Consider the following 24,010-nt stretch of genomic DNA (forward strand, 5'->3'; position numbering starts at 1 on the left):
ACCGTCCAGCGACCCGCGCCCTACCGGATCCGCTCCCCGGCCGGGACGGCCTGCGCCTCGGCCTGGCCCGCTGCCGCGGCGGACGTGCTCGTGGTGGGCCGCAGCCTGGCGCGCACCGCGGTGCCGAGCCGGTCGAGGCCGACCACCAGGGCGGCCAGCACGATGAACTCCACCGTCAGCTGCGCGATCTGTCCCCAGACGTAGCCGTAGCCGTGCCCGCTCGGGTCGAAGAAGAAGTACGGGTACTTGTTCGGGAAGTCCGGGAAGAGCGCGGCCCGGGCCATCGTCAGGCCCGCGTAGGTCAGCGGGAAGGAGAGCCAGAGCGGCAGGTCGCGCCAGCGCGAGGCGTTGCGCGGGCGGGCGCAGAGCCAGTCGAGCAGCACCAGCACGGGGGTGGTGTAGTGCAGCAGGAACGAGGACCAGTTCTGCAGCCGGTCGGGCCCGGAGGTCAGGCCGGGCAGCGGGTCGGCGCCGTGGTTCAGCAGGATGTGCGCGACCAGGCCGGTGATCATGATGTAGAGCGTCGCCGCGCCGCGCAGCCGGGGTGCGGGCGCGTCCGCCGTGCCGCGCTTGGTCATCCAGTAGACGGCGCCGGCGAAGTAGCCGAAGACCAGCACGTTGCTCTGGACCGTGAAGTACACCAGCGAGCTGGTGCCCAGGATCAGCCCGAACCCGCTCGACAGGACGATGGCCAGGCGCCACCAGAGCGTGGGTCGGGTCCAGATGTGCATGGCGTTCACCGGATCTGTCGTACGGGTGGGGGTCGACGTACTCTACCGGGCAGTAGTCGTGGGGCACGAGCCATATCGGGTCATTTGGGTACGACGAAGCCCGACTCGTAGGCGATGATCACTGCCTGTGTCCGGTCGCGTGCGCCGAGCTTGGCCAGCACGCTCGCCACGTGCGTCTTGATCGTCTCGGGGCTCAGCACCAGCTCGGCCGCGATCTCCGCGTTGTTCAGCCCGGTGGTCATCAGGCGCAGCACCTGACCCTCGCGCTCGGTGAGCCGGGCGAGTGGGCCGCCCTGCGCGCCGTGGCCCGGCGCGGACCGGTGCGGCGCGGCGGCCAGGGCGCGGATCGCGCTCGGGTAGAGCAGCGAGTCGCCGCGCGCGACCAGCCGGACCGCCTGCAGCACCTCCTCCGCCCTGGCCCGCTTGAGCAGGAACCCGGCGGCACCCGCGCGCAGCGCCTGGTACACGTAGTCGTCGCTCTCGAAGGTGGTCACCACCAGCACCCGGGGCGGCTCGGGCAGCGCCGTCACCAGGGAGGTCGCGCGGATCCCGTCGACCTCGGGCATCCGCACGTCCATCAGCACCACGTCCGGGCTCAGCTCGCGGACCAGCGGCAGCACGGCGCTGCCGTCGGCGGCCTCGCCGACCACGGTCAGGTCGGGCTCGGCGTCGATCACCACCCGCAGGCCGAGCCGCACCAGCCGCTCGTCGTCCGCGATCAGCACCCGGATCGGGGCCGGCTCGTTCACGTCACGTTCCTTCCTGAGTGCCGTGTGTGCCGCTGGTTCACGCCGTCGCCACCGGGAGCCAGACGGCCAGCCGCCACTGGTCGCCGTCCTCGGTGCGGCCGCTCTCGCAGCCGCCGTGCAGCGCCGCCGCGCGCTCGGCGACCCCGCGCAGCCCGCGCCCGCCGTCGGGCCTGCCGGGCCGCCCCGCGCCGATCGGGTTGGTCAGCTCCACGTCCAGCCGCCCCTCGCGCAGGTCGAGCCGGAGCGTGGCCGGCACCGGTCCGGCGTGCCGCAGGACGTTGGTCAGTCCCTCCTGCACGATCCGGTACGCCTCCCGGGAGACCGGCTCGGGCAGCAGTGCCAGACCCGCGGCGCTGTGGGTCTCCACCGGGACACCGGCCAGCGCGAGCTGGCGCACCAGTGGGTCGAGTTCGGCCAGCGTCGGCCCGCGCGCGGCGGCCGGTTCGTCGTCCTCCTCGCGCAACACGCCCAGCACGGTGTCCAGTTCGCCCACCGCCGCGCGAGCCGCCTCCTCGATGGCGGCCAGTGCCTCGGCGACGAAGTCGGGATCGCTGCGCAGCACCCGGGCGGCGGCGGAGGCCTGGATCGACACCGCGCTCAGCGCATGGCCCACCGAGTCGTGCAACTCCCGGGCCAGCCGGTTGCGCTGGGCCAGCACCGCGCTGCGCCGCTCGGCCGCGACCAGCCGCTCGGCCGGGGTCGGCCCGAGCAGCGCGGGAGCCCAGCGGGCCAGCAGGGCGCCCGCGCCGGCGCTGCTGGTCAGCATCAGCACTAGCAGGGCCGCGGCCAGTGCCAGGTTCAGGCCGCTGTGCCGCAGCGCAGTCAACCCGGTCTGGTCGAAGGCCTGTTGCGGGGCGAGGAGAGCGAACAGCACGGCCGGCGGGACCGAGACCGAGATCCCGCTGACCACGCCGCCCAGCAGCAGGTGCAGGCCGAACCAGGTCGCGGTGCGGCGCCGGGCCGCCCAGGAGGTGGCCGGGCCGGTCGCCAGCTCCCCGGCCCCGGTGGCGGCCAGCGCCCGGGCGGCGGTGCTGACCAGCACCCGGACCGCCGGCAGCAGGGCCACCACCCAGGCCATCGGCAGCGCGAGTGCGAGGGTGGCCAGCTGGTGCAGCAGTGCCTTGCGCCAGTTGGGCTCGGCGAGCCGGCCGCCGGTCAGCAGCGTGCTCAGCATCCAGAAGGGCATCAGCAGCGCCCCGCCCAGCACCAGGTGCACCCAGCGCACCCGGGCCCGGCGGCCCAGCAGCGCCGTCGCGATCCGTCTCATGGCGGTACCCTACGGGCGGTCGGCCGCGGCGGCGTCAGGCTCCGGTGGGACCGTCCTCCCCCGTGCGGGGGAGGGGTGGCGGCGTCCAGACGTAGCGGGTGCTGGTGGTGATCGGGATCAGCCCCAGCCGGCGCAGGATCGGCGCGCTGTGCTCGGAGGCGTCCACCTGGAGGTAGCGGTGGCCGCACGCGTGGGCGATCCGGGCCCGCTGTGCCACCAGCGCCTGGTAGACGCCGCGCCCGCGCCACGCGGCCAGCGTCGCCCCGCCGAGCAGCGCTGCGAAGTCGCTGCCCGGGCGCAGCACCAGCCAGCCGGTGCTGATCAACTGCCCCCCGGACTCGGCGGCCAGGACCGCGATCCCCTCGGGGTGGTCGGTCAGTTGGCCGTGCAGGAAGTCGGCGAGGGACTGGTGGTACTCGCCCCAGACGGCCGCCTCCAGAGCCGCGATCCGGTCCGCCTCGGCGGGGTCGGTGAGGCGGCGCACGGTCACGCCCGCGGGCAGCGCCGGCTCCCGGCCGGGCGGGGGCGCGAGCAGCTCGCTGCGCCCGGCCAGCACGGTGGTGGTGGGCTGGGCGGTGAAACCGGCCGCGCGCAGGCGCTCGGGCAGCTCGGCGGGCAGGTCGTGCCCGCGCACCTTCCACTCCAGGCGGCGGCTGCGGGGGGCGAAGTGCCGGAGTTGGCGGTGGATCAGCTCGTCCAGCTCGGCTCCGCGCAGGCCCAGGTCGCGCGGTGCGTTGACGAAGCCGCTGCTCTCACCGGTGTGCCGGATCAGCGGCCCGTCCTGGTCGCGCACCGTGTCGGGCCCGTCGAGGCCGCTGCGCAGCTGTCGGTCGTAGGCGTCGCGTAGTTCCGCTGCATCGATCACCGGTCGAGCCTACGGTCGACGGCGGCCCGGCGGCTCTTGTTACTGGCGGGTCACCGGCATACCATCCCGAGTGTTACAGCTCTACTGTCACGCTCGCGAGGAGGCGGCCGGGTGACTGGTGACCGGGAGGCCGACGGCCGGGGCGCGGGGCCGCTGGCCGGGGTGCGGGTGGTCGAGCTGGCCGGGATCGGCCCCGGCCCGTTCGCCGCGATGCTCCTCGGTGACCTGGGCGCCGACGTGGTGCGGGTGGACCGGCCGAACGGCTCGCCGCTGACCGGGGATCCGGCGCTCGACCTGACCAACCGCAGCAAGCGCTCGGTGCTGCTCGACCTCAAGGCGCCGGACGGGCCCGGCCTGCTGCTCGACCTGGTCGAGCACGCCGACCTGCTGATCGAGGGCTACCGCCCCGGGGTCGCCGAGCGGCTCGGGGTCGGCCCCGAGCCGTGCCTGGCCCGCAACCCCGCGCTGGTCTACGGGCGGATGACCGGCTGGGGGCAGCACGGGCCGCTGGCCGCCACCGCCGGGCACGACATCGACTACACCGCGCTCACCGGCGTGCTCTCCATGATCGGGCCGGCCGACGGGCCGCCCAGCGTCCCGCTCAACCTGCTCGGCGACTACGCGGGCGGCTCGCTCTACCTGGTGGTCGGCCTGCTGGCCGCCCTGCAGCACGCCCGCGGCACCGGTCAGGGCCAGGTGGTGGATGCCGCGATCGTCGACGGCACGGCCCATCTGGCCACGCTCTTCTGGGGGTTGCTCGCCGAGGGGCGCTGGCAGGACCGCCGCGGCGGCAACCTGCTGGACGGCAGCGCCCCCTGCTACGCGGTCTACCAGGCGAGCGACGGCGGCCACTTCGCGGTCGGTGCACTGGAGCCGCAGTTCTACGCCGAGTTCGCCCGGCTGCTCGGCCTCGGCCCCGAGGCGCCCGGCCAGTACGACACCGCCCGCTGGCCCGAGCTGCGCGCGCTGATCGCCACCCGCTTCGCCGGCCGCACCACCGCCGAGTGGACCGCCGTCTTCGAGGGCACGGACGCTTGCGTGACACCGGTGCTGACGATGCGTCAGGCCGTGCGGCACCCCCATCTGGCGGCCCGCGGCACCTACCCGACCCTGGACGGGGTGACCCAGCCCGCCCCCGCACCGCGCTTCTCGGCCACCCCCGCCGAGCTGCGCCGCCCGCCGGCCCGGCCCGGCGCGGACACCGCCGAGGTGGCCCGCGACTGGGCCGTGCCCGGCCTTGCCCCCTGACCGTCCGCTCACCCAAGGCCGCCGGACCAACCGACTCCCCTGAGAGGCAGCAGCAATCGTGAGTACCGAAGCGTACGTCTACGAGGCGATCCGCACCCCGCGCGGGCGTGGCAAGAAGGGCTCCCTGCACGGCACCAAGCCGATCGACCTGGTGGTCGGCCTGATCCGGGAACTGCGCGCCCGGCTCCCCGAGTTGGACCCGGCGGCGATCGACGACGTGGTGCTCGGCGTGGTCAGCCCGATCGGCGACCAGGGCTCCGACATCGCCCGGATCGCCGCGATCGCCGCCGGGCTGCCGGACACGGTGGCCGGCGTCCAGGAGAACCGCTTCTGCGCCTCCGGCCTGGAGTCGGTCAACCTGGCTGCCGCCAAGGTGCGTTCGGGCTGGGAGGAGCTGGTGCTGGCGGGCGGCGTGGAGTCGATGTCGCGGGTGCCGATGGGCTCCGACGGCGGCGCCTGGGCGATGGACCCGATGACCAACTTCGAGGCCTCCTTCGTCCCGCAGGGCATCGGCGCCGACCTGATCGCCACCATCGAGGGCTTCACCCGCTCCGACGTGGACGCCTTCGCCGCCGAGTCGCAGGCCCGCGCCGCCAAGGCCCAGGCGGACGGCCTCTTCGACCGCTCGGTGGTCCCGGTGCGCGACCGCAACGGCCTGGTCGTGCTGGAGCGCGACGAGTACCTGCGCCCCAGCACCACGGCGCAGACGCTGGCCGGCCTCAAGCCCGCCTTCGCGGGCATCGGCGAGGCGGGCGGCTTCGACGCGGTGGCGCTGCAGAAGTACCACTGGGTGGAGCGGATCGACCACGTGCACACCGCCGGCAACTCCTCCGGCATCGTGGACGGCGCCTCGCTGGTGGCCATCGGCTCGCCGGCGATCGGCGAGCGCTACGGGCTGCGCCCGCGCGCCCGGATCGTCTCGGCCGCCGTCTCCGGCTCCGAGCCGACCATCATGCTCACCGGCCCGGCGCCGGCCACCCGCAAGGCGCTGGCCAAGGCGGGGCTGACCGCCGCGGACATCGACCTGGTCGAGATCAACGAGGCCTTCTCGGCGGTCGCGCTGCGCTTCATCCGCGAACTCGGCTTCTCGCACGAGCAGGTGAACGTCAACGGCGGCGCCATCGCGCTCGGCCACCCGCTGGGCGCCACCGGCGCGATGCTGCTCGGCACGCTGATCGACGAGCTGGAGCGGCGCGAACTGCGCTACGGCCTGGTCACCCTGTGCGTGGGTGGCGGCATGGGCGTGGCCACCATCGTCGAGCGCATCTGACCCCCCTTCCTGGATCCCGGAGACAATTCCCATGAGCGAGCTGACCGTTATCCGCTGGGAGCAGGATCAGGAGGGCGTGGTCACCCTCGTCCTGGACGATCCCAACCAGTCCGTCAACACCATGAACGCCGCCTTCACCACCGACTTCGAGGCCGCGGTGGAGCGCCTGGCGGCCTTCGAGGGCCTGCGCGGCGTGATCATCACCTCCGCCAAGAAGACCTTCTTCGCCGGCGGTGACCTGCGGATGCTCTCGAAGGTCGACGCCGAGGGCGCCGCGGAGTTCTTCGAGGGCTCGCTGCGGCTCAAGCGCGCGCTGCGGAGCCTGGAGACCCTGGGCAGGCCGGTGGTCGCCGCGATCAACGGCAGCGCGCTGGGCGGCGGCCTGGAGCTGGCGCTGGCCTGCCACCACCGGATCGCGCTGACCGCGCCGGGCAGCAAGCTCGGCTTCCCCGAGGTGACGCTCGGCCTGCTGCCGGGTGGCGGCGGGGTGGTCCGCACGGTGCGACTGCTCGGGCTGGCCGACGCGCTGCTCAAGTGGCTGCTGACCGGGCGCCAGTACCGCCCGGCGGCTGCGGTCGAGGCCGGCCTGGTGCACGAACTCGCCTCCGAAGAGGATGAGTTGCTGGCCAAGGCGCGGGCCTTCATCGCCGCCCACGAGAGCGCCGAGCAGCCCTGGGACGTCAAGGGCTACAAGATCCCCGGTGGCACCCCCGCCACCCCGGCACTGGCGGCCCAACTGCCCGCCTATCCGGCCAATCTGCGCAAGCAGCTGAACGGCGCCCCCTACCCGGCCCCGCGCAACATCCTGGCGGCCGCGGTCGAGGGCAGCCAGGTGGACGTGGACACCGCCTTCGTGATCGAGGCCCGCTACTTCACCGAGCTGGTCGGCGGGCAGACCGCCAAGAACATGATCCAGGCCCTCTTCTTCGACATGCAGGCCGTCAACTCCGGTGCCTCGCGCCCGGCTTCCGTGCCCGAGCGCCCGGTGCGCAAGGTCGCGGTGCTCGGCGCTGGCATGATGGGCGCGGGCATCGCCTACTCCTGCGCCAAGGCGGGGCTCGAGGTCCTGCTCAAGGACGTCAGCATCGAGGCGGCCGAGCGCGGCAAGGCCTACTCGGCCGGGCTGCTGGACAAGGCCGTGGCGCGCGGACGCAGCACCGCCGAGCAGCGTGCCGAACTGCTGGCCCGGATCACCCCGACCGCCACGGCCGCCGACCTGGCCGGCTGCGACGCGGTGATCGAGGCGGTCTTCGAGAACGTCGAGCTCAAGCAGCGGGTCTTCCAGGAGGTCCAGGAGGTGGTGGACGCCGACGCGCTGCTCTGCACCAACACCTCCACGCTGCCGATCGGCCTGCTGGCCAAGGGCGTCGACCGGGACGCCGACTTCATCGGCCTGCACTTCTTCTCGCCGGTCGACAAGATGCCGCTGGTGGAGATCATCAAGGGCGAGCGGACCGGGGAGGAGGCGGTGGCCCGCGCCTTCGACCTGGTGCGCCGGATCGGCAAGACCCCGATCGTGGTGAACGACTCGCGCGGCTTCTTCACCTCCCGGGTGATCGGCCGGTTCATCAACGAGGGCGTGGCGATGCTGGGCGAGGGCGTCGACCCGTCCTCCATCGAGCAGGCCGCCGCCCAGGCGGGCTACCCCGCCAAGGTGCTCTCGCTGCTGGACGAGCTGACCCTCACCCTGCCGCGCAAGATCCGCGGCGAGGCCCGCCGGGCCGTCGAGGAGGCGGGCGGGGTCTGGCAGCCGCACCCCGCCGACGCGGTGATGGACCGGATGCTCGACGAGTTCGAGCGCCCCGGCCGCAGCGGCGGCGCGGGCTTCTACGACTACGACGCGGACGGCCGCCGGCTGGGCCTGTGGCCCGGCCTGCGCGAGCACTTCACCCGCCCCGAGGTGCAGGTGCCGTTCGAGGACCTCAAGGAGCGGATGCTCTTCGCCGAGGCGCTCGACTCGGTGCGCTGCCTGGAGGAGTCCGTGCTGACCTCGGTCGCGGACGCCAACGTCGGCTCGATCCTGGGCATCGGCTTCCCGGCCTGGACCGGCGGGGTGCTCCAGTACATCAACGGCTACCCGGGCGGCCCGGCGGGATTCGCCGCCCGCGCCCAGGAGTTGGCCGCCGCCTACGGCGAGCGGTTCGCGCCGCCGGCGCTGCTGGAGCGGGTGGTCGCCGAGGGCGGGACGTTCAAGGACTGAGCGCCGCCCCACGCACCCGGGAGCCCCCGGCCCGACCTCTTCGCAGGTCGGGCCGGGGGCTCCCGGCTTTGATCATGCGTCAAACATCCCTATGGGGCAGGCTTTGCATGGTTTTGGTCGCCCAATGGGGCAGCCTTGGGAGAGAAGAGACCGTTCCGTTGCCCGTCCGATTACGGTTCGTTGCGGACGGGTCGTGGACGCGGCCCGCCAGACTCCGGAGGTGCTCAACATGCGACGTGCCCTGACCAAGTTCGGTAGTCTCGCGGCGGTTTCGATGCTCGCGGTGGCGTTGGCCCAGCCCGCCCAGGCGGCGCAGCCCACCGTGTCGGTGCGCCCCGCGGACGCCACCGCGCCGGCCTACTTCGAGTTCACCGACAGCTCGGACACCATGGTGATCCAGCTCACCGACCCGGCCAAGATCCAGGAGGCCCGGTCCATCCTGAGCGGCGCGCAGACCGACCCGACCCACGTGATGGGGACGATCGTGAAGAGCCCCGCCCCGTACAACAAGCCCTGGAACTTCACGCTCGACCCGAACTCGATCACCTTCTTCAGCATGGCGATGGAGGCGTGCGACGGGAACATCGCCTTCGCCAACGCCAACCTGGACCAGGTGGGCGGCTCGCTCTTCCCGCACAGCACCTTCTGCCCCTGGCACTCCCAGCTGACCCGCGAAATCCCGGCGCCGCAGGGCAGCTGACCCGGCGGGCCGAGGGCCCACGGACCCGGGCCGGTGCCGGGCGGGCGAGCAGCCCCCGGCGCCGGCCCGGCACGGTGTCCTCAGGCCGGCCGTGCGGCGCGGTAGGTCTCCAGGACGAGCTCCACCGCCCGGAAAGGGTGGCTCCGACCGCCGGGCGCGGGCAGTGCCTCCTCCAGCACGACGCCGCCGGAGTGGCGCGACAGCCACCGTCCCAGCACCTGCAGGTGCAGCGCGTTGCCGAGGTCGACGAACTGCGGCTTGGGCCGCCGCAGGTAGCCGTCCGGGTCCGCGGCCGGCCGGGCCGGCGGTGTGGCCGGCTCGGGGCGAAGGAAGAGCTGTTCGGGCAGGCCGAGCAGGGTCCGCCAGCGTGCCGTGGCGGCCACCGGCAGCGCGGGGCCGGTGGCGAGGTCGGCGCGCAGCGCCTGGACCACGCCGGCCGGCAGGTGCCAGCGGCGCCGGCGCAGTACGACGTGACGGTGCCGCAGCCGGGGCGTGCGGAGCACCCGGCCGCCGGGAGCCGCCAGGGTGTACCGGGGCACCAGGGACCGCAGGCGGACCGCGCCCTGCGGGTGGTCCGCGAGCAGCGGGGCGATCCGCTGCGGCAGCCGCACCGGGGCGAGGAAGCCGCCGTACAGGACGTCGAGCAGCTCGCCGGTGGCCCGCAGCCGCAGCCGGAGCTGATCGCTGTCCCGGTCGTGGACCAGGTCCAGCTCCGACTCCGCGAGCGAGGACCAGCGGCGGTCGGGCCCGATCTCGTCGGGCACCAGCAGCGGGTGCAGGTTGGCGTTGAAGCCGCCGACCGGGCGGATCTGGGCGGCCCGGGCCTGCTCCGGCAGCCCGTGCCGGATCTGCCGGGCGACCTCCGCGGTGGCCACGGGCTCCATGGCGTCCAGGAAGCGGCTGGTGAACCGGCCCCAGCCGGCGTACAGGTGGTTGACGCAGAGCAGGCCGTCGGCGCTGTCCCGCTGGAGGAAGAACGCGTAGCTCGACGGGCGGGCCAGGATCCAGGACGGGAGCCGCTCGCCGAGCCCTTGGAGCAGGTCCGCGGGCAGCACGGCGTCGGTGTCGGCGCCGCCCGGGTCGGCGCCGTGGTCGGTGCCGGAGTCGGGGACGGCCGGCCGCATCCGGTCGATGAGCAGTCGGCGCACCGCCGCCAGTTCGTTGTATCCGCTGGGGAGTTCGCCCTCGCGCTCGTCCTGGGGCGGCAGTGCGGCCAGCCGGCCGGCCTCGGCCCAGGCGGCGTCGACGACCGGGCCGAACTCCCACGGGTGGTGGCAGACACCGCCGGCCCCGTAGCGGTCCACGAAGCGGTCGCGGGCGATCCGGCGCATCACCTGCCCCGCGTCGAAGAGTTCGGCCAGGGCGGTCGCCTCGCCCAGCGCCTCGTGGTCGGCGCGGTCGAGGAGGCCGCCCAGCCGCAGCGGACGGCGGGCCACCACGTCCTCGGACAGGACGTTCAACGGCGCGCTGTGCTCGGGGACCGGCCGGCCCGCGCGGGCCAGCAGGTCGGTCCAGCGATCGGCGAGATCGGTGAGCAGGGCCGGCCGCAGGTCAGCCGGGGCGGTGGCGAACCGCCGGGTGCGGTCCGCGATCGCGTCCACCCGGTCGGCGAGCCCGGTGTCCTCGGGGGCGGTGCGCAGCCAGCCGGCGACCTTGGCCAGCGGGTCGCGGTCCTGCGGGTCGACCGGCTCGGCGGGAACCAACAGGCCTGCACCGGCGAGGCGTTGCAGGTAGCCGGCGGCAGCCGCGACGGCCCCGGTGGCGTCGGTGTCCTCGGCTTCCTCGGTGACCTGGGCGGTCCCGTCCGGGCGGCGGTCACCAAAGTCCCGGGTCCCGCTCAGCCGGTGCGCCAACTCCCTCAGCGGGCGCGGGTCCGCGCCGAGCGAAGCGAGGGAGGCCAGCGGGCCGCCGGCCGGCAGCCCGATCTCCTCCTCCCGGTTGGCCAGGTAGCGGCCCCCGGCGAACACCACGGTGCTGCGGGAGAAGCAGGCGCGGCCCTCGACGGTCCGCGCGGAGCTGGCCAACCGGTGCGGCAGCGCGGCGCGGCGGCGCGGATCGTCCAGCAGGGCCTGGCACAGCGCGCCCACCAGGGTCCGGCTGGCCCGGACCACCGAGGCGGGTGCCGCGGCGGGCAGGTCGGCCTCGCCCCAGTCGGTCGCGGCTGCGGTCGCGGGGGTGTCCAGGAGACCCCACCCGACCGCCGTGAACCAGGAGAGCGGACTGGTCCTGGTGCCGGCCCGCAGCGCGTAGCGCAGGACGTTCGGTTCCTCCTTGCGGGCCCTGCCCTCGGACCCGGCGTCGCCCGCGCCCGTCCGTGTCAGTGCCCGCAGCAGGTCGGAGCTGGTGAGCGCGACCGCCCGCAGGAGCGCCGGTTCGCGGCACAGGGCCGACAGCGCGGCGCGCTCGGCGGTCAGCGCGGCCTCGGCCGACGCGGCCAACTCGTCGAGCAGCAGGGCCCGCTGCTCGCGCAGCGTCAGCCAGCGGGCGAGCTGCGGCAGCCGCTCGGGCAGGTCGCCCAGCCGGCCCAGCAGTTCGGCGCGCGGGTCGCGCCCGTTGTGCAGCGCGCGGCGCAGCGGCAGGACGGTGTCGCGGTGGAACGCCTGCGGGTGGCCGCCCTGGCTGGCGTACAGGGCGTCGCCCAACACCGGTAGCAGCGCCGCTGTTTCGGCCTCCAGATCGGTCAACTCGGCCAGCAGGGCGCGGAACGCGGAGGCGGGACGGCTCTGGGCGGGCTGGCACAGCGGGTTGGCCCGCGCCAGCGCATAGGGTGCCGACCGGACGCGGTAGCCCTCGGCGGCGGAAGCGGGCGTCGGGGTGGGGCGGCGGCCGGGATCGCCGCCGGTGGCGCCGGGCCTTGCGGAATGCGGCATCGGTGGGTCCCGTCGACATCGCGGGCCCTGGTGCGGCCCTGGTGCAGCCGTGCTGCGGCTGTGCTGCAGCCGTGGTTCGGCCGTGGTTCGGCCGTGCTGCGGCCCGGTGCGGGCCGCACGAGGAGCCGTGCGACCCGCACCGGTCAGCGACCGTGTGCGCCCTGGACGGTCAGACCGCGGCCGGAGGCCGCGAGACCACCGGCGGAATGATGGCGCAGGAGGACGAGGACTCGCAGGAACACGCGCCCTGGGACGCTCCGTTCTCCGGCAGCGCGGCGGTGTCGCGCAGCGAGGTGACGGTGAGGGAGCTGAGGTCCAGGTCGAAGTCCTGGAGGTCGAAGCTCGGCTGTGCGGTGGTGTCGGACATAGCGGTCTCCCTGGATGAACGTTCACGAGGTACACCTGGGGTGGAGCCGAACGGTCCGCGGACTGGGACGACTGTAGTCCTGCGAACCGGATGTCGCGGTGGTGACTGAGCGAGCCAAGGTTACTGCGTGACGTTAGCTGGTGTGGGTGGCTTTGATCGATCCAGTCATATGAGTTGACGAATCGTCATCGGCCGGGCCCTGGTGCTCGACCACTGCCTCGCGGGTCCGCAGCGCACGGGCGTTGCCGGTCGGCCTGGCTGACCGGCGACGCCCGGGCTGGTCCTCAGGCCCCCAAGCGCTTCAGCCGGTCCAGGTAGTCCGCCGCCGCCCGGGTGTCGCCGGCCGGGGCGATGAGCGCGACGTGGCTGTCGGGGCGGACCAGCACCAGCGCGTCCTCGGTGATCCCGTAGGCCGAGCGGGCGAGCCCGTGCTCGTCGAGGACCTGTCCGGCCGGCCCGTGCGGTCCGTCGGCCACCTGGTACGCCCGCAGACTGTCGCTGCCGTGCTCGGCGGCCGTCTCCCGCAGGGCCCGCGCCGCGCCCGGGCCGAAGCCGAGGAGGGTGAAGTGCGGTCCGGCGAACAGCTCGAAGAGGCGGACCGGGGCGCCGGTCGCGGCGTCCCGGCAGGGCGCGTCCGGGGCGCGGTCGCCGGGCTGCAGCCGGGCGTCGTGCGCGTCCTGTTCGTCGTGCCCGCTCTGCCCGCCCTGCCCGTCCGACGCGTCCGGCTTCTCGCGGCCGACGGCGAGCGAGCTCCACCGGTAGCCCAGCCCCAGCGTGTTCGTCTCCGGGGTGAACACGGAGTCCAGGCCGCCGCCCGGCTCCTTGATGGCCTCCAGGGTGGCCTGCAGGCGCTCCGAGGTGATGTCCAGCGTCCAGGCGGCGATGGGCAGGCGCTCCTCCTCGTAAGTGTCGAGCAGGCCGGGCCCCGCCTGCCCGGTGAGCACCAGGGCGAGCTTCCAGCCCAGGTTGAAGGCGTCCTGGATACCGGTGTTCATGCCCAGTCCGCCCGCGACGGGGTGGACATGCACGGAGTCCCCGGCCAGCAGGACCCGGCCCACCCGGAAGCGGTCGACCATGCGCACGTTGACCCGGTAGGTCGACAGCAGGGTCGCGTCGGCCAGCCGGAGGCCGGGAATCCTGGCGTGCCGGTCGAGCAGCCGCTGGAAGCCGTCCCGCGAGGGTGCGAGCGGCTCGCCCTGCGCGTCCCGCTCGGGCGAGGCCTGGAACCACCAGCCCGACCGGGTGCCGGGGATCGGGCAGAGCATCACTCCGCCGTCCTCGTCGAGCCACTGGTGCCAGTAGCCGCGGTCCGGCCCGTCCAGCTCCACGTCCCCGCAGACCATCACCAGTTCCTCGGCCGTGCGGCCGGCCAGCGGGACGCCCAGCAGCTTGCGGGAGGTGCTGTGGGCGCCGTCGCAGCCCACCAGGTAGCGCGCGTCGATCTGCCGCCCGTCGGCGAGGACGGCGGTGACCCCGGACGCGTCCTGGGTGAACCGGACCAGCTCGGTGCCCAGTTCGACCCGCACGCCGTGGTCGGCCAGCCGGTCGCGCAGGATCTCCTCCAGCCGCCACTGGGGGAGCAGCCACGGCCGGTCGTAGGGGGCGTCGGGGGTCGGCCTGGAGCCGAGGAACGGCTGGGCGTCGGCGACCGGCTGTCCGTGCCGGTACTTGCGCATGGTCAGCGGGGCGGTCCCGGCGGCGAGCACCTCGTCGACGACACCGAGGTCCGCGAGGACCTCGAGGCTGCGGGGGTTGGGCCCCTTCGCCCGTGAACTGCGCGGGTGCTCGGGCGACTTCTCGATGATCCGCACCGCGATGCCGCGCCGCGCCAGGTCGCAGGCCAGGGTCAGCCCGGTCGGTCCGGCCCCCACGATCAACACGCTGGTCATCCGTACTCCTCCGCCGCGTCTCGTCCGTCTCGTCGTCGTGCTGGGTCCACGAAAACGCAACCGGGGCAAAAAAGCAACCCGGTAATGAAAGAGGCTCGGTCATACTCCCTCAGGAGCGGATCGCCGCGCGTTCGAACCAGACGGTGAGCAGGGTCGGCACCAGCGCCACCCAGAACAGCACCTGCGGGACGGTCCGTTGGGACCACGGCACGGTCACGACCAGCACGGCGGTGAGCGTGCACCAGGCCGACTGTGCGACGACCAGCCGCGCCCAGCCGACCTGCCGGACCAGTGACCACAGGCTCATCCGCACGCCGGTGCGCAGCCGCCGGTAACGGCGCCAGGCGCCGAAGCCCCAGACGGCGGCCATCAGGGCGAGCCCGTAGAGCCGGGTGCCGAGCGGTCCCGGCAGGGCCGTCGGGTCGTCGCCGGTCGGGAAGACCCGTCCGGCGAGGGCCGCGATCACCACGCAGAGCAGCGCGAGCCAGCGGGTGCCGCGCAGCATCCGGAACACCGCCGCGTCCAGGCCCCTGCGCAGCCCGGCGTCCTGCGGGTCGGCGGCGAGTGCGGTGGCGTACGCGTCCGCGGCGGCCGGCAGCCTGGCGCCCGCGCCGGTCAGCGGCGGCCCGGCGGCGTCCTTCGCCGCGTGTGCGGCCAGCTCGCCGAGCGCCCAGGCGTTCTGCGGGTCGATCCGCAGCGTCTCCAGCAGCGCCTGCCGCAGCACGTCCGCACGGCCGTTCACCAGCGCGGCCTTCCACAGCGCGTAGTGCGCACCGGTCTCCTGCGGCCCGAGCCGCACGGCCTGCGCCGCCGCGTCGAACGCCTCCGGCCAGCGCGGCTGCCAGGCGATCAGGGACTCCGAGAGGGCCGCGAACCCCTGCCAGCGCTGGGGGTCGATCCGGACCGCTTCCTGTGCCGCGGCCAGCGACTCGTCCGGCCGGCCGAGCCGCCGCAGCGCGTACGCGCGCACCTGGTGGGCGTCGAAGTCCTCCGGCGCGAGGGCGAGAGCCTCACCGGTGGCGGCGAGCACCTCCTCGTACTCCCGGACCGACAGGTGGCAGCGGGCCAGGCGCACCCAGCCGCGCACGTCGGTCGGGTCCTCGGCGAGCCGCCGGGCGAGCAGGGCGCGGGCCTCGTCGAAACGGTCGAGCTCCATCAGGGCGGCTGCCTGCTCGACGAGGGGGTGCGGTGCGGTCACAGCTTCCGTGCCTTCTTCAGGTAGGCGAGCAACTCGTCGTACAGGCCGCCCTCGTTGGCGAACATCGCCACGTTGCGGGCCGCCGCGAACCACGGCTCGGTGGACGGGCGGATCGCCTTCGCGGCGCCCAGCAGGTCCTTGGTGTTGATCATGCGGACGGTCCCGGTACGGGCGGAGTCGAGCAGCGCCGACTCGGCCGCACTCTCGCAGACGTGCGCGAGGTCGGCGCCGGAGAAGCCGTCGGTCGCCTTGACCAGCTTCGCCAAGTCGACCGACTCGATGGGGCGTTCGCGCAGGTGGTAGCGGAGGATCGCGTCCCGGGCCGGGCCGTCGGGCGGCAGCACCAGCAGCGTGCGGTCGAGCCGGCCCGGGCGGCGCAGCGCGACGTCCACGTCCCAGGGCACGTTGGTCGCGGCGAGCACGAACACCCCGTCGTTGACGTCGTCGACGCCGTCCAGCTCGGTCAGCAGCTGGTTGACGGTGGTGCGCATGCCGTTGTGCTGGGTGCGGCTGCGCTTGGCGCCGAGGGCGTCCAGCTCGTCGAGGAAGAGCACGCACGGTGCCTTGCGGCGGGCGGTCTCGAAGACCTCGTGCATGTTGCGCTCGGAGTTGCCGATCCACATGTCGAGCACGTCGTTGATCGACACGGAGACGAAGTTCGCGCCGAGCTCGCCGGCGACGGCCCGCGCGATGAACGTCTTGCCGCAACCGGGCGGCCCGTACAGGAGCAGCCCGCCGCGCAGGCTCTTGCCGTACAGCCGACGCAGCTCCGGGTTGCGCATGGGTGCGAGGAAGGCGGCCTCCAGGCGGTCCTTGACCTCCTGCATGCCGCCGACGTCGGCGAGTCGCACCGAGCCGGGTGCGTCGGGCGCCGCCACGTCGTAGGCGCTCGCCCGGGCGGTGCCGCTGGCGGTGCCGGTGGTGGTGGCGGTGCCGCCGTCGACGGCGAGCGGGGCTTCCTTGGCGTCGGGGCCGGGACCGGGGCCGGGGCCGACGTCGGTGGCGGCGTAGGTGTCGGCGCCGGGGCTCACGGCGAACCGGGGCGGGACGGCGTCGCCGACCTCCTGCTCGGCGGCGACCCAGTCGAACCCGGCGCGCTGGCTGGGCGGTTGGAGCGGTGCTACGGGCTGCTCGACGGGTGCCGCGGGCTGCTGGACGGGTGCCGCGGGCCGCTCGACCGCCGGCCCGCCGCCCATGGCGCGCGCCATCACGGCCCGCGCCTGCGCGTCCCCGGGCGCGTGACTGAGCGCGACGGCCGCCTCCGTCACCGCCGCGTCGCCGTACCCGGCGTCGAGCAGCAACTCGGCGAGGTGCAGCCGCAGGGGCACGTCCTGGGGCGCCGCAGCCACGGCCGCGCGCAGGCTGCCGATCAGCGGAGGCTCGGCGGTCGGGGGACGGTCGGGGGTGTCGGGCGTCGCGTCGGGCATGCCCCCACCCTACGAACCCGTCATACGCCCACGTCAACCAGGTTCCGCCTGACCGGGAGGCGGCCTAACACACGGTCAACTCGGCCATCGTTTCCACGGCCTCGCGGACGTCCGGGTGTGGGTCGCCAGCGAGGGCGGCGAGCAGCTCCGCCACCCCGGGGGTGCGCCAGCGGCCGACCGCCCAGACCAGCTCCTCCCGCACCGCGGGGTCGGGATGGCCTGCCAGGAACGCCAGTTGGGCGATCGGACCACGTCGGCGCATGGCGAACCAGTGCAGCGCCTCGCGCAGCACCGCCGGGTCGCCGGGCTCGCCCGCCGCCGCGATCCTGGCGAGCAGCACCCCGACCGGCGGCGGCGGGCCGTCCAACGGATGCGGCAGCCGTTCGAGCAGCCGCCGCGACCCGTAGCCGCCGCGCACCCGGCAGCCGAAACAGGTGCAAGGGCGTGTGCCGTGCGCATCCGGTACGTACCGCCACCCCGTCACCGGCGAGACGCCGCGCACCCGGTGCACCTCCCGGGGCCGGATCGCCCGGGGCACGAACACCTCCCACCCGCGCGGGTCCGCCAGCGCCGCGATCCGCCGCACCGCCTCCGCCGCGCGGACGGTCTCCTGGGCCCCGCGCACCCGGTCCCCGTACCGCCCGACCAGTACCCGCTGCTCGTCGTCCAGCCGCACCTGCACGGCCACCGGCCCGCCCCGACCACCGGACCGCGCCAGCTCGCGGGTCCACTGATGGGTGAGGGTGTACGACGCCAGCACCGGGAAGCAGTAGGCACCACGCGCGCCGCCCTGCCCATGGCTGACCGCCCGGATCCCGGACCGCCGGATCCGCGGAACGTTCGCCGCCGACGTCAAGTGCACGAACATGGCCATGGGTTGGGATGCTGGGTGATCGTCCGCGGGGGAGCGACGGCTTGTTCCGGGCCGGGGCGGAAGGCACCGCGCACGAGGCGCGGCGCCTTCCAGTGGATGCCGGATGCCGGCTGACGCATCCGATCCGATCAGGCAGCGATCAGGTACCAGCCGCCGAGGCCGCTGCACATGCTCGCGTTCGGGGCGCCCTGGCGGAAGCCGGCCGGGACGGGCTGGTAGGGGCACATCCACAGCCCGGCGTGGGCCACTTGCATGTACCACGAGCCGATGTTGCCGCAGCCGGAGTCCATGTGACCGGTGTTCACGTAGCCGGGGGGAATCGGCGAGCCCGCGCAGGTCCACTGGGCGGGGCGGACCAGTTGCAGGAACCAGGAGTCGATGCCGCTGCAGCCGACGGCGTTGTGCATGGTGATCACGTAACCGGGCGGGATCGGCGAAGTGGCGCAGGTCCAGATCCCGTCCTGCACGGGCTGCATGTACCAGGCGCCGGCCTGGTTGCACGCGGCCGGCGCGCGCTGGGTGATCACCCAGCCCGCCGGTATGGGCGTGCCGGGACAGACCCACCCGGGGGACACGTGCGGGGCGGCGACGGCCGGCGCCGCCAGGGGCGCCGCACTGGCCGCACCGGCGGCCGTGCCGGTGATGACGGCCAGCAGCAGTGCGACCACCCCCACCGCCGCGGCGAGCCGGCTCCGGGCCGGCGCCAACCATGAACGACCTTGCGGGCGAGGATACTTGAGGTTCACTTCACACACCGGTCCAATCGAAACGGTTCGACGAAGCGCCGCACGACAGCTGCGCGGCGCCGGGACTGTGCAGATGGCATGACCTACGTGACTTGACCGGAAAGCGACATGACGGTCCGTCAGATATTGCCCTCCGGCCACTAGAGTGCCATTGGATCGTTCCAACTGTCTAGCGAAAGGACGACGGCGATGGATCCTGATGCCCGGACCAGGGCCGCACTGCAGGAGCACTGGCGAGCGTCGGACCGCGGGGAGACCGAGGCCGAGCACGCCGTCTACGCCGCCGACGCGATCCTCGACTACCCCCAGTCGGGCGAACGCTTCCGCGGCCGCGCGACGATCGCGGCCCAGCGCGGCGGGCACCCGGCCGATCGGCGCTTCACCGTCCAACGGATCACCGGCAGCGGGGACCTGTGGGTGAGCGAGTGCGTCATCACCTACGACGGGGTGCCCAGCCACGCGGTGAGCATCATGGAGTTCGCCGACGGACACGTGGTCCACGAGACGCAGTACTTCACCGACGCCTTCGCCGCCCCCGACTGGCGCGCGGCGCTCGCCGAACCGATGCCGGGCGGGGGCGACGCCGGGTGAGTGAACGGCCCGCACCCCGGATCAGGTGCGGGTCCGCCAGGAGACGTCGAACCAGCTCCGATCGTAAGGAGCACCGCCGTGGCAGGCCGCACCGACCTGACCACGGCGGCGGCGGCGTGCCGTGCCCCCCGTGGCTCAGAAGAGGCAGGCCTGGTTGCTCGGGGAGTGTGGGGCTTCCGGGGCGGTCAGAGCTTCGAGGTGGGCGGTGAGGGGGGAGTCGGGTTCGGCGCGGGTGAGGGACCAGCCGGCGAGCAGGCGGGTGTCGAGCAGCACCAGGCCTGCGGGGGTGTGGAGGTAGAGGTCGGCGCCGATCCGGCAGGTGATCCGGCCGGCGATCACGCTGCCGGGGGTGGGCGGCAGGATCGCGGCATCGGGACGCAGGCCGTCCGCGGGCAGGCCGTAGGTGGTGGTGTGGTCGGCGATCTGCGGGTCGGTGCGGGTCTGCCCCTCCGGCCAGGACAGGGACTTGACGCTTTCGGCAGTCGCGAGCAGGGCGGTGGCGCGCTCGGCGGCGGTGCCGGGGTGGGCGCGGGCCGCGCGTTTGCGGGAGGTGCTCACCCGGTCGGGCAGGCCCAGCGCCTGGCCGAGCAGGTTCTCCACCCGGCGGGCGGCGAGCAGGCTGCCGGTGGAGATGACGGTGGAGGCCAGCGCGCCCTGTTCGAGCAGTCGGGCCTGGCCGCGTTCGACGGCGGTGATGCCGACTTTGACGGTGCTGCCGTGGTGCGCGAGGTAGACCGCGAAGGGGCGTGGGTCGTGCAGGCGGGTGTCGGCGGCGATGGAGTCGGCGCGGTCGGTCGTCTGGCAGGCCGGACACTGCGCGCTGCGGGAGGCCGGGGGCAGGGGCGCGGCGGTGGGGCAGGCGTGGCGGCGTCCCGCGCGGCGCAGTCCGGTGCAGCGACGGTCGGCGCCGGTGGTGAAGGCGAGGGCGGCGCCGAGGTCGAGCGGGCTCGTCTTCGGGGCGCCGTCGCCGGGGGTCGACCACTCCAGCGCCGCCGCCCCCGTGCTCCAGGCGAGCCCGGTGGCCCGCCAGACGGCCGGTGAGGCGTCGCCGGTCACTGGGCTCCGCACGGGTGGGCGTGGTCGTCGTGGGCATGGTCGTCGCCCTGCCGGTCCCGGTGGGCCCGGGCCGTGGCCATCAGCCGGTCGAGCGTGTCCCTGGTCCGCGTGACGTCGGCGATGTGCGCGGTGAGCCGCCGGCGCTCCGCCGCCATCCGCTCCAGGGCGAGGTCGGAGTGCTGCTCGCTGGGCGCGTCCACGCAGGGCAGTAGCTCGATGATGGTCCGGCTGGACAGGCCCGCGGCGTACAACCGCTGGATGAACGCGACCCGTTCGACGTCGCTGTCCGTGTAGTGCCGCTGCCCGCTCGGGCTGCGGGTGCTGGTGAGCAGCCCCTGCTCCTCGTAGTAGCGCACGGACCGGACACTGACTCCGGCCCGCGACGCGAGTTCCCCGATCCGCACCGAGTCCTCCCCACTGAGGTCTGTGTCACAGAGGCTTGCCTCTGACGTCAATGTGAGGTTCTAGCGTAGCTGTCAGGCCCGAGGCACGGGCCGGGCGGACCACGAAGGAGTCCTGACATGACGACCTTGTTCACCAGCTACCGGTTGGGCGGCCTCACGCTGCCCAACCGGACGGTCATGGCCCCGATGACCCGGAGCCGGGCCGCCGCGGGCGGTCTGGCGACGCCGTCGATGGCGAGCTACTACGCCCAACGGGCCACGGCCGGGCTGATCGTGAGCGAGGGCGTGCAGCCGAGCCTGATCGGGCAGTCCAACCCGGGCACGCCGGGCCTGCACACCGACGAGCAGGTCGAGTCGTGGCGCCCGGTGACCGACGCCGTCCACGCCAACGGCGGCCGGATCTTCGCCCAGCTCATGCACGGCGGCCGGGTCTCGCACCCGGACACCACCGGCCTGCACCCGGTCGGGCCCTCGGCCGTCCCCGCTCTCGGCGAGGTGTTCACCGCCACCGGGCCCCAGCCCGCTCCGATGCCGCGCGCGCTGGAGACCGCCGAGGTGCCCGAGCACGCGCAGTCCTATGCCTCGGCCGCCCGCCGCGCCCTCGACGCGGGCTTCGACGGCGTGGAACTGCACGGTGCCAACGGCTACTTGATCTCGCAGTTCCTCTCGTCCAACGCCAACCTGCGCACCGACCGCTACGGCGGCCCGATCGCCAACCGGATCAGGTTCGCCGTCGAGGCCGTCGCCGCCACCGTGGCGGCCGTCGGCGGGGAGCGGACCGGCATCCGGCTCTCCCCGGGCGTGACCTTCTGGGGCGTCGAGGAGACCGAGGTCCGCGAGCTCTACACGGCGCTGCTGACCGAACTGGCGCCCCTGGGGCTGGCGTACGTGCACCTCGAAGCCACCACCGACGAGGAGGTGCTCGTCGCGCTGCGCCGGGCGTGGCCGGGCACCCTCATCATGAACCCGGTGTTCCCGCTCGGACCGAAGCAGACCGGCCGGGACGACGCCGACCACTGGCTCGCCCTGGGCGCCGACCTCATCAGCTTCGGCCGCGCCTTCATCGCCAACCCCGACCTGGTCGAACGGCTGCGGGGCGGGCTCCCGATCGCGCCGGTGGACGAGGCCACGTACTACCAGGGCGGCGATGCGGGGTACTTGACGTATCCGGCGTACCAGTACGCGGGGTGAGGTCGGGCGGGGGCCGGGCCGCGCTCAGCCGAGTGGGTCACGCGCTGGGGGCGATCGGGGCACACACCGGGATGGTGCTCATGCCCGAGTACACGCAGCCGGACAGCTTCCTGTCCGGGCCCACATAGCGTGAGTACCACCCCTCGGGGGCGAGGGGCGCCGGTACTTGGATCCAGCTCCCGGTGGTCGAGTCGACGATGCCGAAGGAGCAGCCGACGCCGCCGAGGGCCAGACGGAAGGCCAGGTCGCCGTTGAAGTATTCCGCCAGCACCGTGCAACTGCCGTTGGTGATGGCGGTGCTGCCGCCTATCGTGACGGCCTGGGCCGCGGTCGTGGCGCCCAGGCCGAGCGTGGCCGCTGCGAGCGCGACGGCCGCTGCGCGTCCGGCAGTTGTGGTGAATCGCACGGTACTCCTCCTGTGATGGTCGGGTTTTGCGCCTTGCCCTCGCGGCGGGCGCGGACCCGAGGGCCCGCGCCCGCCGCACTCACCGCACCTCGGTCAGTTGACCGGGCCGCAGGCCCAGGTGTTGGTGTTCGTGTCGATCAGGCACGCCTCCAGGCTCTGGCCCGGACCGTCGTAGTAGTACGGCGACTCGCCTCCGCTGGTGGTCGCGCCGTAGATCCAGCTCCAGCTGTTCCGGTCGAAGATGCCGAACAGACAGTGGCCGGGGTTGGCGGTCGGGTCGATCGCCATGTAGTCGTGGCCGCCCTCGAGCTGGATGATCTCCGTCGCCGCACAGCCACCGGTGCCGAACCCCCAGGTGCCCTCGGCGGCCTGGGCCGAGGACGCGGTCCCGATCCCGATCCCGGCCATCGCCACCGCGGCGATGACGGCAGCCGCGGCGCGCTTCCTGGTCTTGGTGAATCGCATGGAGCTCCTCCAATGAGTCGGTGCCGCCCCGGAGTCGGCACCGGGGCACACCCCGAACCTCAGCAGCCGGCGGAACGCGGAACAACCGGTCGAGCACCGTCCCGGACGTTCCCGGACGCTCCCGGACGGCGTCGGACGGCCTCAGCCCCGGCTCGCCGCGGCACAGGGTGCGTGCGAGGCCCAGGGGTCGCACGGGGCCGGTGGTGTCCGGGAGTTGGGGATTCCACGGTGCTCTGTGGGCGGGGCTGCAGGAGGGGGCCGGTGCTGTCGGGGGCTCTTGTGGGGTGCTGGTGGAGCCCGATGGCCGGACCCTATGCTCGGTGGCATGACAATCCAGCGGATGGACCACGTGGGCATCGTCGTCGAGGACCTCCCGGCCGCGACGGCGTTCTTCGTCGGGCTCGGGCTCGAGGTGCAACGCGAAGGGTCGGTCGAGGGCGGCTGGGTGGAGCGCATCGTGGGGCTCGAGGGCGTCAGGGCGGACTTCGCGATCGTGCAGACCCCGGACGGCCACGGGCGGCTCGAGCTGACGAAGTACCACGCGCCGCAAGGCCCGGGAGGCGATGGCGGTGCGCCGGCGAACACGCCGGGCATCCGCCATGTCGCCTTCGCCGTCGAGGACATCGACGCTGTCGTGGCCGACTTGGCGGCCCGCGGCGCACATCTGGTCGGTGGGCTGGAGCGGTACAAGGGCTATCGGATGTGCTACGTCCGCGGTCCGGAGGGGATCGTCGTCGAGCTGTCGGAGCGGATCGGCTGACATTCGGTGTCCTGGTCGCGGACGATACCGCCCGCCGTAGACGTGCTGACGGTAAGTCTGCTGTGCGGACCGGCCGCGCTGCCGGGGCTGCGGGACTCTGTGCAGCGCACCGGCGCGGCGTGAGCGGTGGTCAGGAACCGGTGTGCCGGCGGAGGCCCGCGACGACGGTCTTGCCGCGGGGGAGGCGGGGGACGACGGCCCACACGTCGCTGAGCGAGTCGACGAGGAGCAGGCCGCGGCCGTTGCAGGTCCTGGGGCCGGGGGAGAGCAGGACGGGCTGGTTCGGGCCGGGGTCGGAGACGGCGAGCCAGTGGTGGCCGTCGGCGATCCAGTAGATGAGCTCCACGAGTTCGTCCTCGTCGGCGCGGGCGCCGTGGCGGATCGCGTTGGTGACGAGTTCCGAGGTCAGGAGGCGCAGCTCGTAGGAGAGTTGGGGAGGGGTGTGCGGGGGGAGCGCGGCAGCGAGCGCGCGCCGGGCCTCGGAGACGGACGCCAGCGCGGCCGGGAAGCGCCAGTGCGCGGGGATGGAGGGGAGGGTGGGGAGGGTGCGCGCGGTGGCGGCGGCCGGGAGCGGGATAACAGACATGGCTGACTCCTCGCGGGTGTGCGGTGGTTGAGCGATGGTGAATCGGCCGTGCCGGTGGCTTGCCTCCCTGGGCGCGGGCATGCCTGGTCCAGGGATGGTGGGCATGCTCGCGCGGTGCACTTCCGGTTGTAGCCGTGTGTGACTTGCGTG

At 73.9% G+C, this 24,010-nt stretch carries 23 protein-coding genes; 7 read left to right on the plus strand and 16 right to left on the minus strand.

All coding sequences use genetic code 11. The features are described from left to right. Window positions 1-20: 20 nt before the first annotated feature. The 4 genes from OG294_RS30530 to OG294_RS30545 all read right to left on the minus strand — a co-directional run bounded on the left by OG294_RS30530 (window position 21) and on the right by OG294_RS30545 (window position 3,612). Window positions 21-731, minus strand: a complete 711-nt coding sequence (locus OG294_RS30530) for a Pr6Pr family membrane protein (protein ID WP_327071729.1) — start codon at window positions 729-731, stop codon at window positions 21-23. An 80-nt stretch (window positions 732-811) separates the two neighbouring features. After that, a complete protein-coding gene (locus OG294_RS30535; RefSeq protein WP_327069769.1) occupies window positions 812-1,480 on the minus strand; it encodes a response regulator transcription factor in 669 nt (222 codons plus the stop codon). Window positions 1,481-1,517: 37 nt separating this feature from the next. Further along, window positions 1,518-2,747 (minus strand): sensor histidine kinase, encoded by a 1,230-nt coding sequence (locus OG294_RS30540; protein ID WP_327069770.1) that lies wholly within the window; start codon window positions 2,745-2,747, stop codon window positions 1,518-1,520. Window positions 2,748-2,781: 34 nt separating this feature from the next. Continuing rightward, window positions 2,782-3,612, minus strand: a complete 831-nt coding sequence (locus OG294_RS30545; RefSeq protein WP_327069771.1) for a GNAT family N-acetyltransferase — start codon at window positions 3,610-3,612, stop codon at window positions 2,782-2,784. A gap of 111 nt (window positions 3,613-3,723) precedes the next feature. Here OG294_RS30545 and OG294_RS30550 point away from each other — a divergent pair, with 111 nt between their 5' ends. From OG294_RS30550 to OG294_RS30565, 4 genes are all read left to right on the plus strand, one after another. Continuing rightward, window positions 3,724-4,860, plus strand: coding sequence for a CaiB/BaiF CoA transferase family protein (locus OG294_RS30550; RefSeq protein WP_327069772.1), 1,137 nt, complete (start codon window positions 3,724-3,726; stop codon window positions 4,858-4,860). Between the two features lie 58 nt (window positions 4,861-4,918). Continuing rightward, complete coding sequence (locus OG294_RS30555; RefSeq protein WP_327069773.1) at window positions 4,919-6,130, plus strand: acetyl-CoA C-acetyltransferase; 1,212 nt, start codon at window positions 4,919-4,921, stop codon at window positions 6,128-6,130. Window positions 6,131-6,161: 31 nt separating this feature from the next. Continuing rightward, the gene (locus OG294_RS30560; protein ID WP_327069774.1) at window positions 6,162-8,330 is read left to right on the plus strand and encodes a 3-hydroxyacyl-CoA dehydrogenase NAD-binding domain-containing protein; all 2,169 of its coding nucleotides are present in this window, start codon (window positions 6,162-6,164) and stop codon (window positions 8,328-8,330) included. A gap of 229 nt (window positions 8,331-8,559) precedes the next feature. Then, the gene (locus tag OG294_RS30565) at window positions 8,560-9,030 is read left to right on the plus strand and encodes a BP74-related protein (RefSeq protein ID WP_327069775.1); all 471 of its coding nucleotides are present in this window, start codon (window positions 8,560-8,562) and stop codon (window positions 9,028-9,030) included. Between the two features lie 80 nt (window positions 9,031-9,110). On the opposite strand, the gene OG294_RS30570 is transcribed toward OG294_RS30565, so the two are convergent. The 7 genes from OG294_RS30570 to OG294_RS30600 form a co-directional block, all read right to left on the minus strand. Beyond that, window positions 9,111-11,900: a lantibiotic dehydratase gene (locus OG294_RS30570; RefSeq protein WP_327069776.1), complete on the minus strand. Its 2,790-nt coding sequence runs from the start codon at window positions 11,898-11,900 to the stop codon at window positions 9,111-9,113. Between the two features lie 169 nt (window positions 11,901-12,069). Beyond that, complete coding sequence (locus tag OG294_RS30575) at window positions 12,070-12,267, minus strand: thiazolylpeptide-type bacteriocin (RefSeq protein ID WP_327069777.1); 198 nt, start codon at window positions 12,265-12,267, stop codon at window positions 12,070-12,072. A 284-nt stretch (window positions 12,268-12,551) separates the two neighbouring features. Then, window positions 12,552-14,156: an FAD-dependent monooxygenase gene (locus OG294_RS30580; protein WP_327069778.1), complete on the minus strand. Its 1,605-nt coding sequence runs from the start codon at window positions 14,154-14,156 to the stop codon at window positions 12,552-12,554. A gap of 109 nt (window positions 14,157-14,265) precedes the next feature. Next, window positions 14,266-15,354, minus strand: coding sequence for a tetratricopeptide repeat protein (locus OG294_RS30585; protein WP_327069779.1), 1,089 nt, complete (start codon window positions 15,352-15,354; stop codon window positions 14,266-14,268). Then, window positions 15,351-16,781 carry an AAA family ATPase gene (locus OG294_RS30590; RefSeq protein ID WP_327069780.1) on the minus strand — a complete coding sequence of 477 codons (1,431 nt, stop codon included), beginning with the start codon at window positions 16,779-16,781 and terminating at the stop codon, window positions 15,351-15,353. The genes OG294_RS30585 and OG294_RS30590 overlap by 4 nt, the downstream gene beginning before the upstream one ends. Window positions 16,782-16,845: 64 nt before the next feature. Beyond that, window positions 16,846-17,655 carry a HEAT repeat domain-containing protein gene (locus OG294_RS30595; RefSeq protein WP_327069781.1) on the minus strand — a complete coding sequence of 270 codons (810 nt, stop codon included), beginning with the start codon at window positions 17,653-17,655 and terminating at the stop codon, window positions 16,846-16,848. A gap of 128 nt (window positions 17,656-17,783) precedes the next feature. After that, window positions 17,784-18,362, minus strand: coding sequence for a hypothetical protein (locus OG294_RS30600; RefSeq protein WP_327069782.1), 579 nt, complete (start codon window positions 18,360-18,362; stop codon window positions 17,784-17,786). A gap of 228 nt (window positions 18,363-18,590) precedes the next feature. On the opposite strand from OG294_RS30600, the gene OG294_RS30605 reads away from it, so the two are divergent. Continuing rightward, complete coding sequence (locus tag OG294_RS30605; RefSeq protein WP_327069783.1) at window positions 18,591-18,992, plus strand: nuclear transport factor 2 family protein; 402 nt, start codon at window positions 18,591-18,593, stop codon at window positions 18,990-18,992. 135 nt (window positions 18,993-19,127) lie between these two features. Here the strand turns inward: OG294_RS30605 and OG294_RS30610 are convergent, their stop codons facing one another. After that, a complete protein-coding gene (locus OG294_RS30610) occupies window positions 19,128-20,048 on the minus strand; it encodes a DUF2797 domain-containing protein (protein WP_327069784.1) in 921 nt (306 codons plus the stop codon). Next, entirely contained in the window at window positions 20,045-20,452 is a 408-nt protein-coding gene (locus OG294_RS30615) for a MerR family transcriptional regulator (protein WP_327069785.1), read from the minus strand. The genes OG294_RS30610 and OG294_RS30615 overlap by 4 nt, the downstream gene beginning before the upstream one ends. A 117-nt stretch (window positions 20,453-20,569) precedes the next feature. Here OG294_RS30615 and OG294_RS30620 point away from each other — a divergent pair, with 117 nt between their 5' ends. Then, window positions 20,570-21,643 carry an alkene reductase gene (locus OG294_RS30620; RefSeq protein ID WP_327069786.1) on the plus strand — a complete coding sequence of 358 codons (1,074 nt, stop codon included), beginning with the start codon at window positions 20,570-20,572 and terminating at the stop codon, window positions 21,641-21,643. A gap of 37 nt (window positions 21,644-21,680) precedes the next feature. Here OG294_RS30620 and OG294_RS30625 read toward each other — a convergent pair whose 3' ends face one another. Together OG294_RS30625 and OG294_RS30630 are read right to left on the minus strand one after the other, a co-directional pair. Continuing rightward, entirely contained in the window at window positions 21,681-22,049 is a 369-nt protein-coding gene (locus OG294_RS30625; RefSeq protein ID WP_327069787.1) for a hypothetical protein, read from the minus strand. A 93-nt stretch (window positions 22,050-22,142) separates the two neighbouring features. Further along, window positions 22,143-22,514, minus strand: a complete 372-nt coding sequence (locus tag OG294_RS30630) for a hypothetical protein (RefSeq protein ID WP_327069788.1) — start codon at window positions 22,512-22,514, stop codon at window positions 22,143-22,145. Between the two features lie 325 nt (window positions 22,515-22,839). Here OG294_RS30630 and OG294_RS30635 point away from each other — a divergent pair, with 325 nt between their 5' ends. Beyond that, a complete protein-coding gene (locus OG294_RS30635; RefSeq protein WP_327069789.1) occupies window positions 22,840-23,274 on the plus strand; it encodes a VOC family protein in 435 nt (144 codons plus the stop codon). A 130-nt stretch (window positions 23,275-23,404) separates the two neighbouring features. Here OG294_RS30635 and OG294_RS30640 read toward each other — a convergent pair whose 3' ends face one another. After that, window positions 23,405-23,860 (minus strand): ATP-binding protein, encoded by a 456-nt coding sequence (locus OG294_RS30640; RefSeq protein WP_327069790.1) that lies wholly within the window; start codon window positions 23,858-23,860, stop codon window positions 23,405-23,407. Window positions 23,861-24,010: the final 150 nt, after the last annotated feature.

Origin of the sequence: Kitasatospora sp. NBC_01302 (assembly GCF_035976515.1) — a bacterium.
Lineage (GTDB): Bacteria > Actinomycetota > Actinomycetes > Streptomycetales > Streptomycetaceae > Kitasatospora.

What these genes read in the sequence shown, in the direction of transcription:
- OG294_RS30540 (WP_327069770.1), bottom strand. Translation starts at nt 2,747, where the DNA reads ATGAGACGGATCGCGACGGCGCTGCTGGGCCGCCGGGCCCGGGTGCGC.
- OG294_RS30595 (WP_327069781.1), bottom strand. Translation starts at nt 17,655, where the DNA reads ATGGCCATGTTCGTGCACTTGACGTCGGCGGCGAACGTTCCGCGGATC.
- OG294_RS30635 (WP_327069789.1), top strand. Translation starts at nt 22,840, where the DNA reads ATGACAATCCAGCGGATGGACCACGTGGGCATCGTCGTCGAGGACCTC.
- OG294_RS30565 (WP_327069775.1), top strand. Translation starts at nt 8,560, where the DNA reads ATGCGACGTGCCCTGACCAAGTTCGGTAGTCTCGCGGCGGTTTCGATG.
- OG294_RS30605 (WP_327069783.1), top strand. Translation starts at nt 18,591, where the DNA reads ATGGATCCTGATGCCCGGACCAGGGCCGCACTGCAGGAGCACTGGCGA.
- OG294_RS30580 (WP_327069778.1), bottom strand. Translation starts at nt 14,156, where the DNA reads ATGACCAGCGTGTTGATCGTGGGGGCCGGACCGACCGGGCTGACCCTG.
- OG294_RS30530 (WP_327071729.1), bottom strand. Translation starts at nt 731, where the DNA reads ATGCACATCTGGACCCGACCCACGCTCTGGTGGCGCCTGGCCATCGTC.
- OG294_RS30560 (WP_327069774.1), top strand. Translation starts at nt 6,162, where the DNA reads ATGAGCGAGCTGACCGTTATCCGCTGGGAGCAGGATCAGGAGGGCGTG.
- OG294_RS30640 (WP_327069790.1), bottom strand. Translation starts at nt 23,860, where the DNA reads ATGTCTGTTATCCCGCTCCCGGCCGCCGCCACCGCGCGCACCCTCCCC.
- OG294_RS30620 (WP_327069786.1), top strand. Translation starts at nt 20,570, where the DNA reads ATGACGACCTTGTTCACCAGCTACCGGTTGGGCGGCCTCACGCTGCCC.
- OG294_RS30630 (WP_327069788.1), bottom strand. Translation starts at nt 22,514, where the DNA reads ATGCGATTCACCAAGACCAGGAAGCGCGCCGCGGCTGCCGTCATCGCC.
- OG294_RS30570 (WP_327069776.1), bottom strand. Translation starts at nt 11,900, where the DNA reads ATGCCGCATTCCGCAAGGCCCGGCGCCACCGGCGGCGATCCCGGCCGC.
- OG294_RS30590 (WP_327069780.1), bottom strand. Translation starts at nt 16,781, where the DNA reads ATGCCCGACGCGACGCCCGACACCCCCGACCGTCCCCCGACCGCCGAG.
- OG294_RS30575 (WP_327069777.1), bottom strand. Translation starts at nt 12,267, where the DNA reads ATGTCCGACACCACCGCACAGCCGAGCTTCGACCTCCAGGACTTCGAC.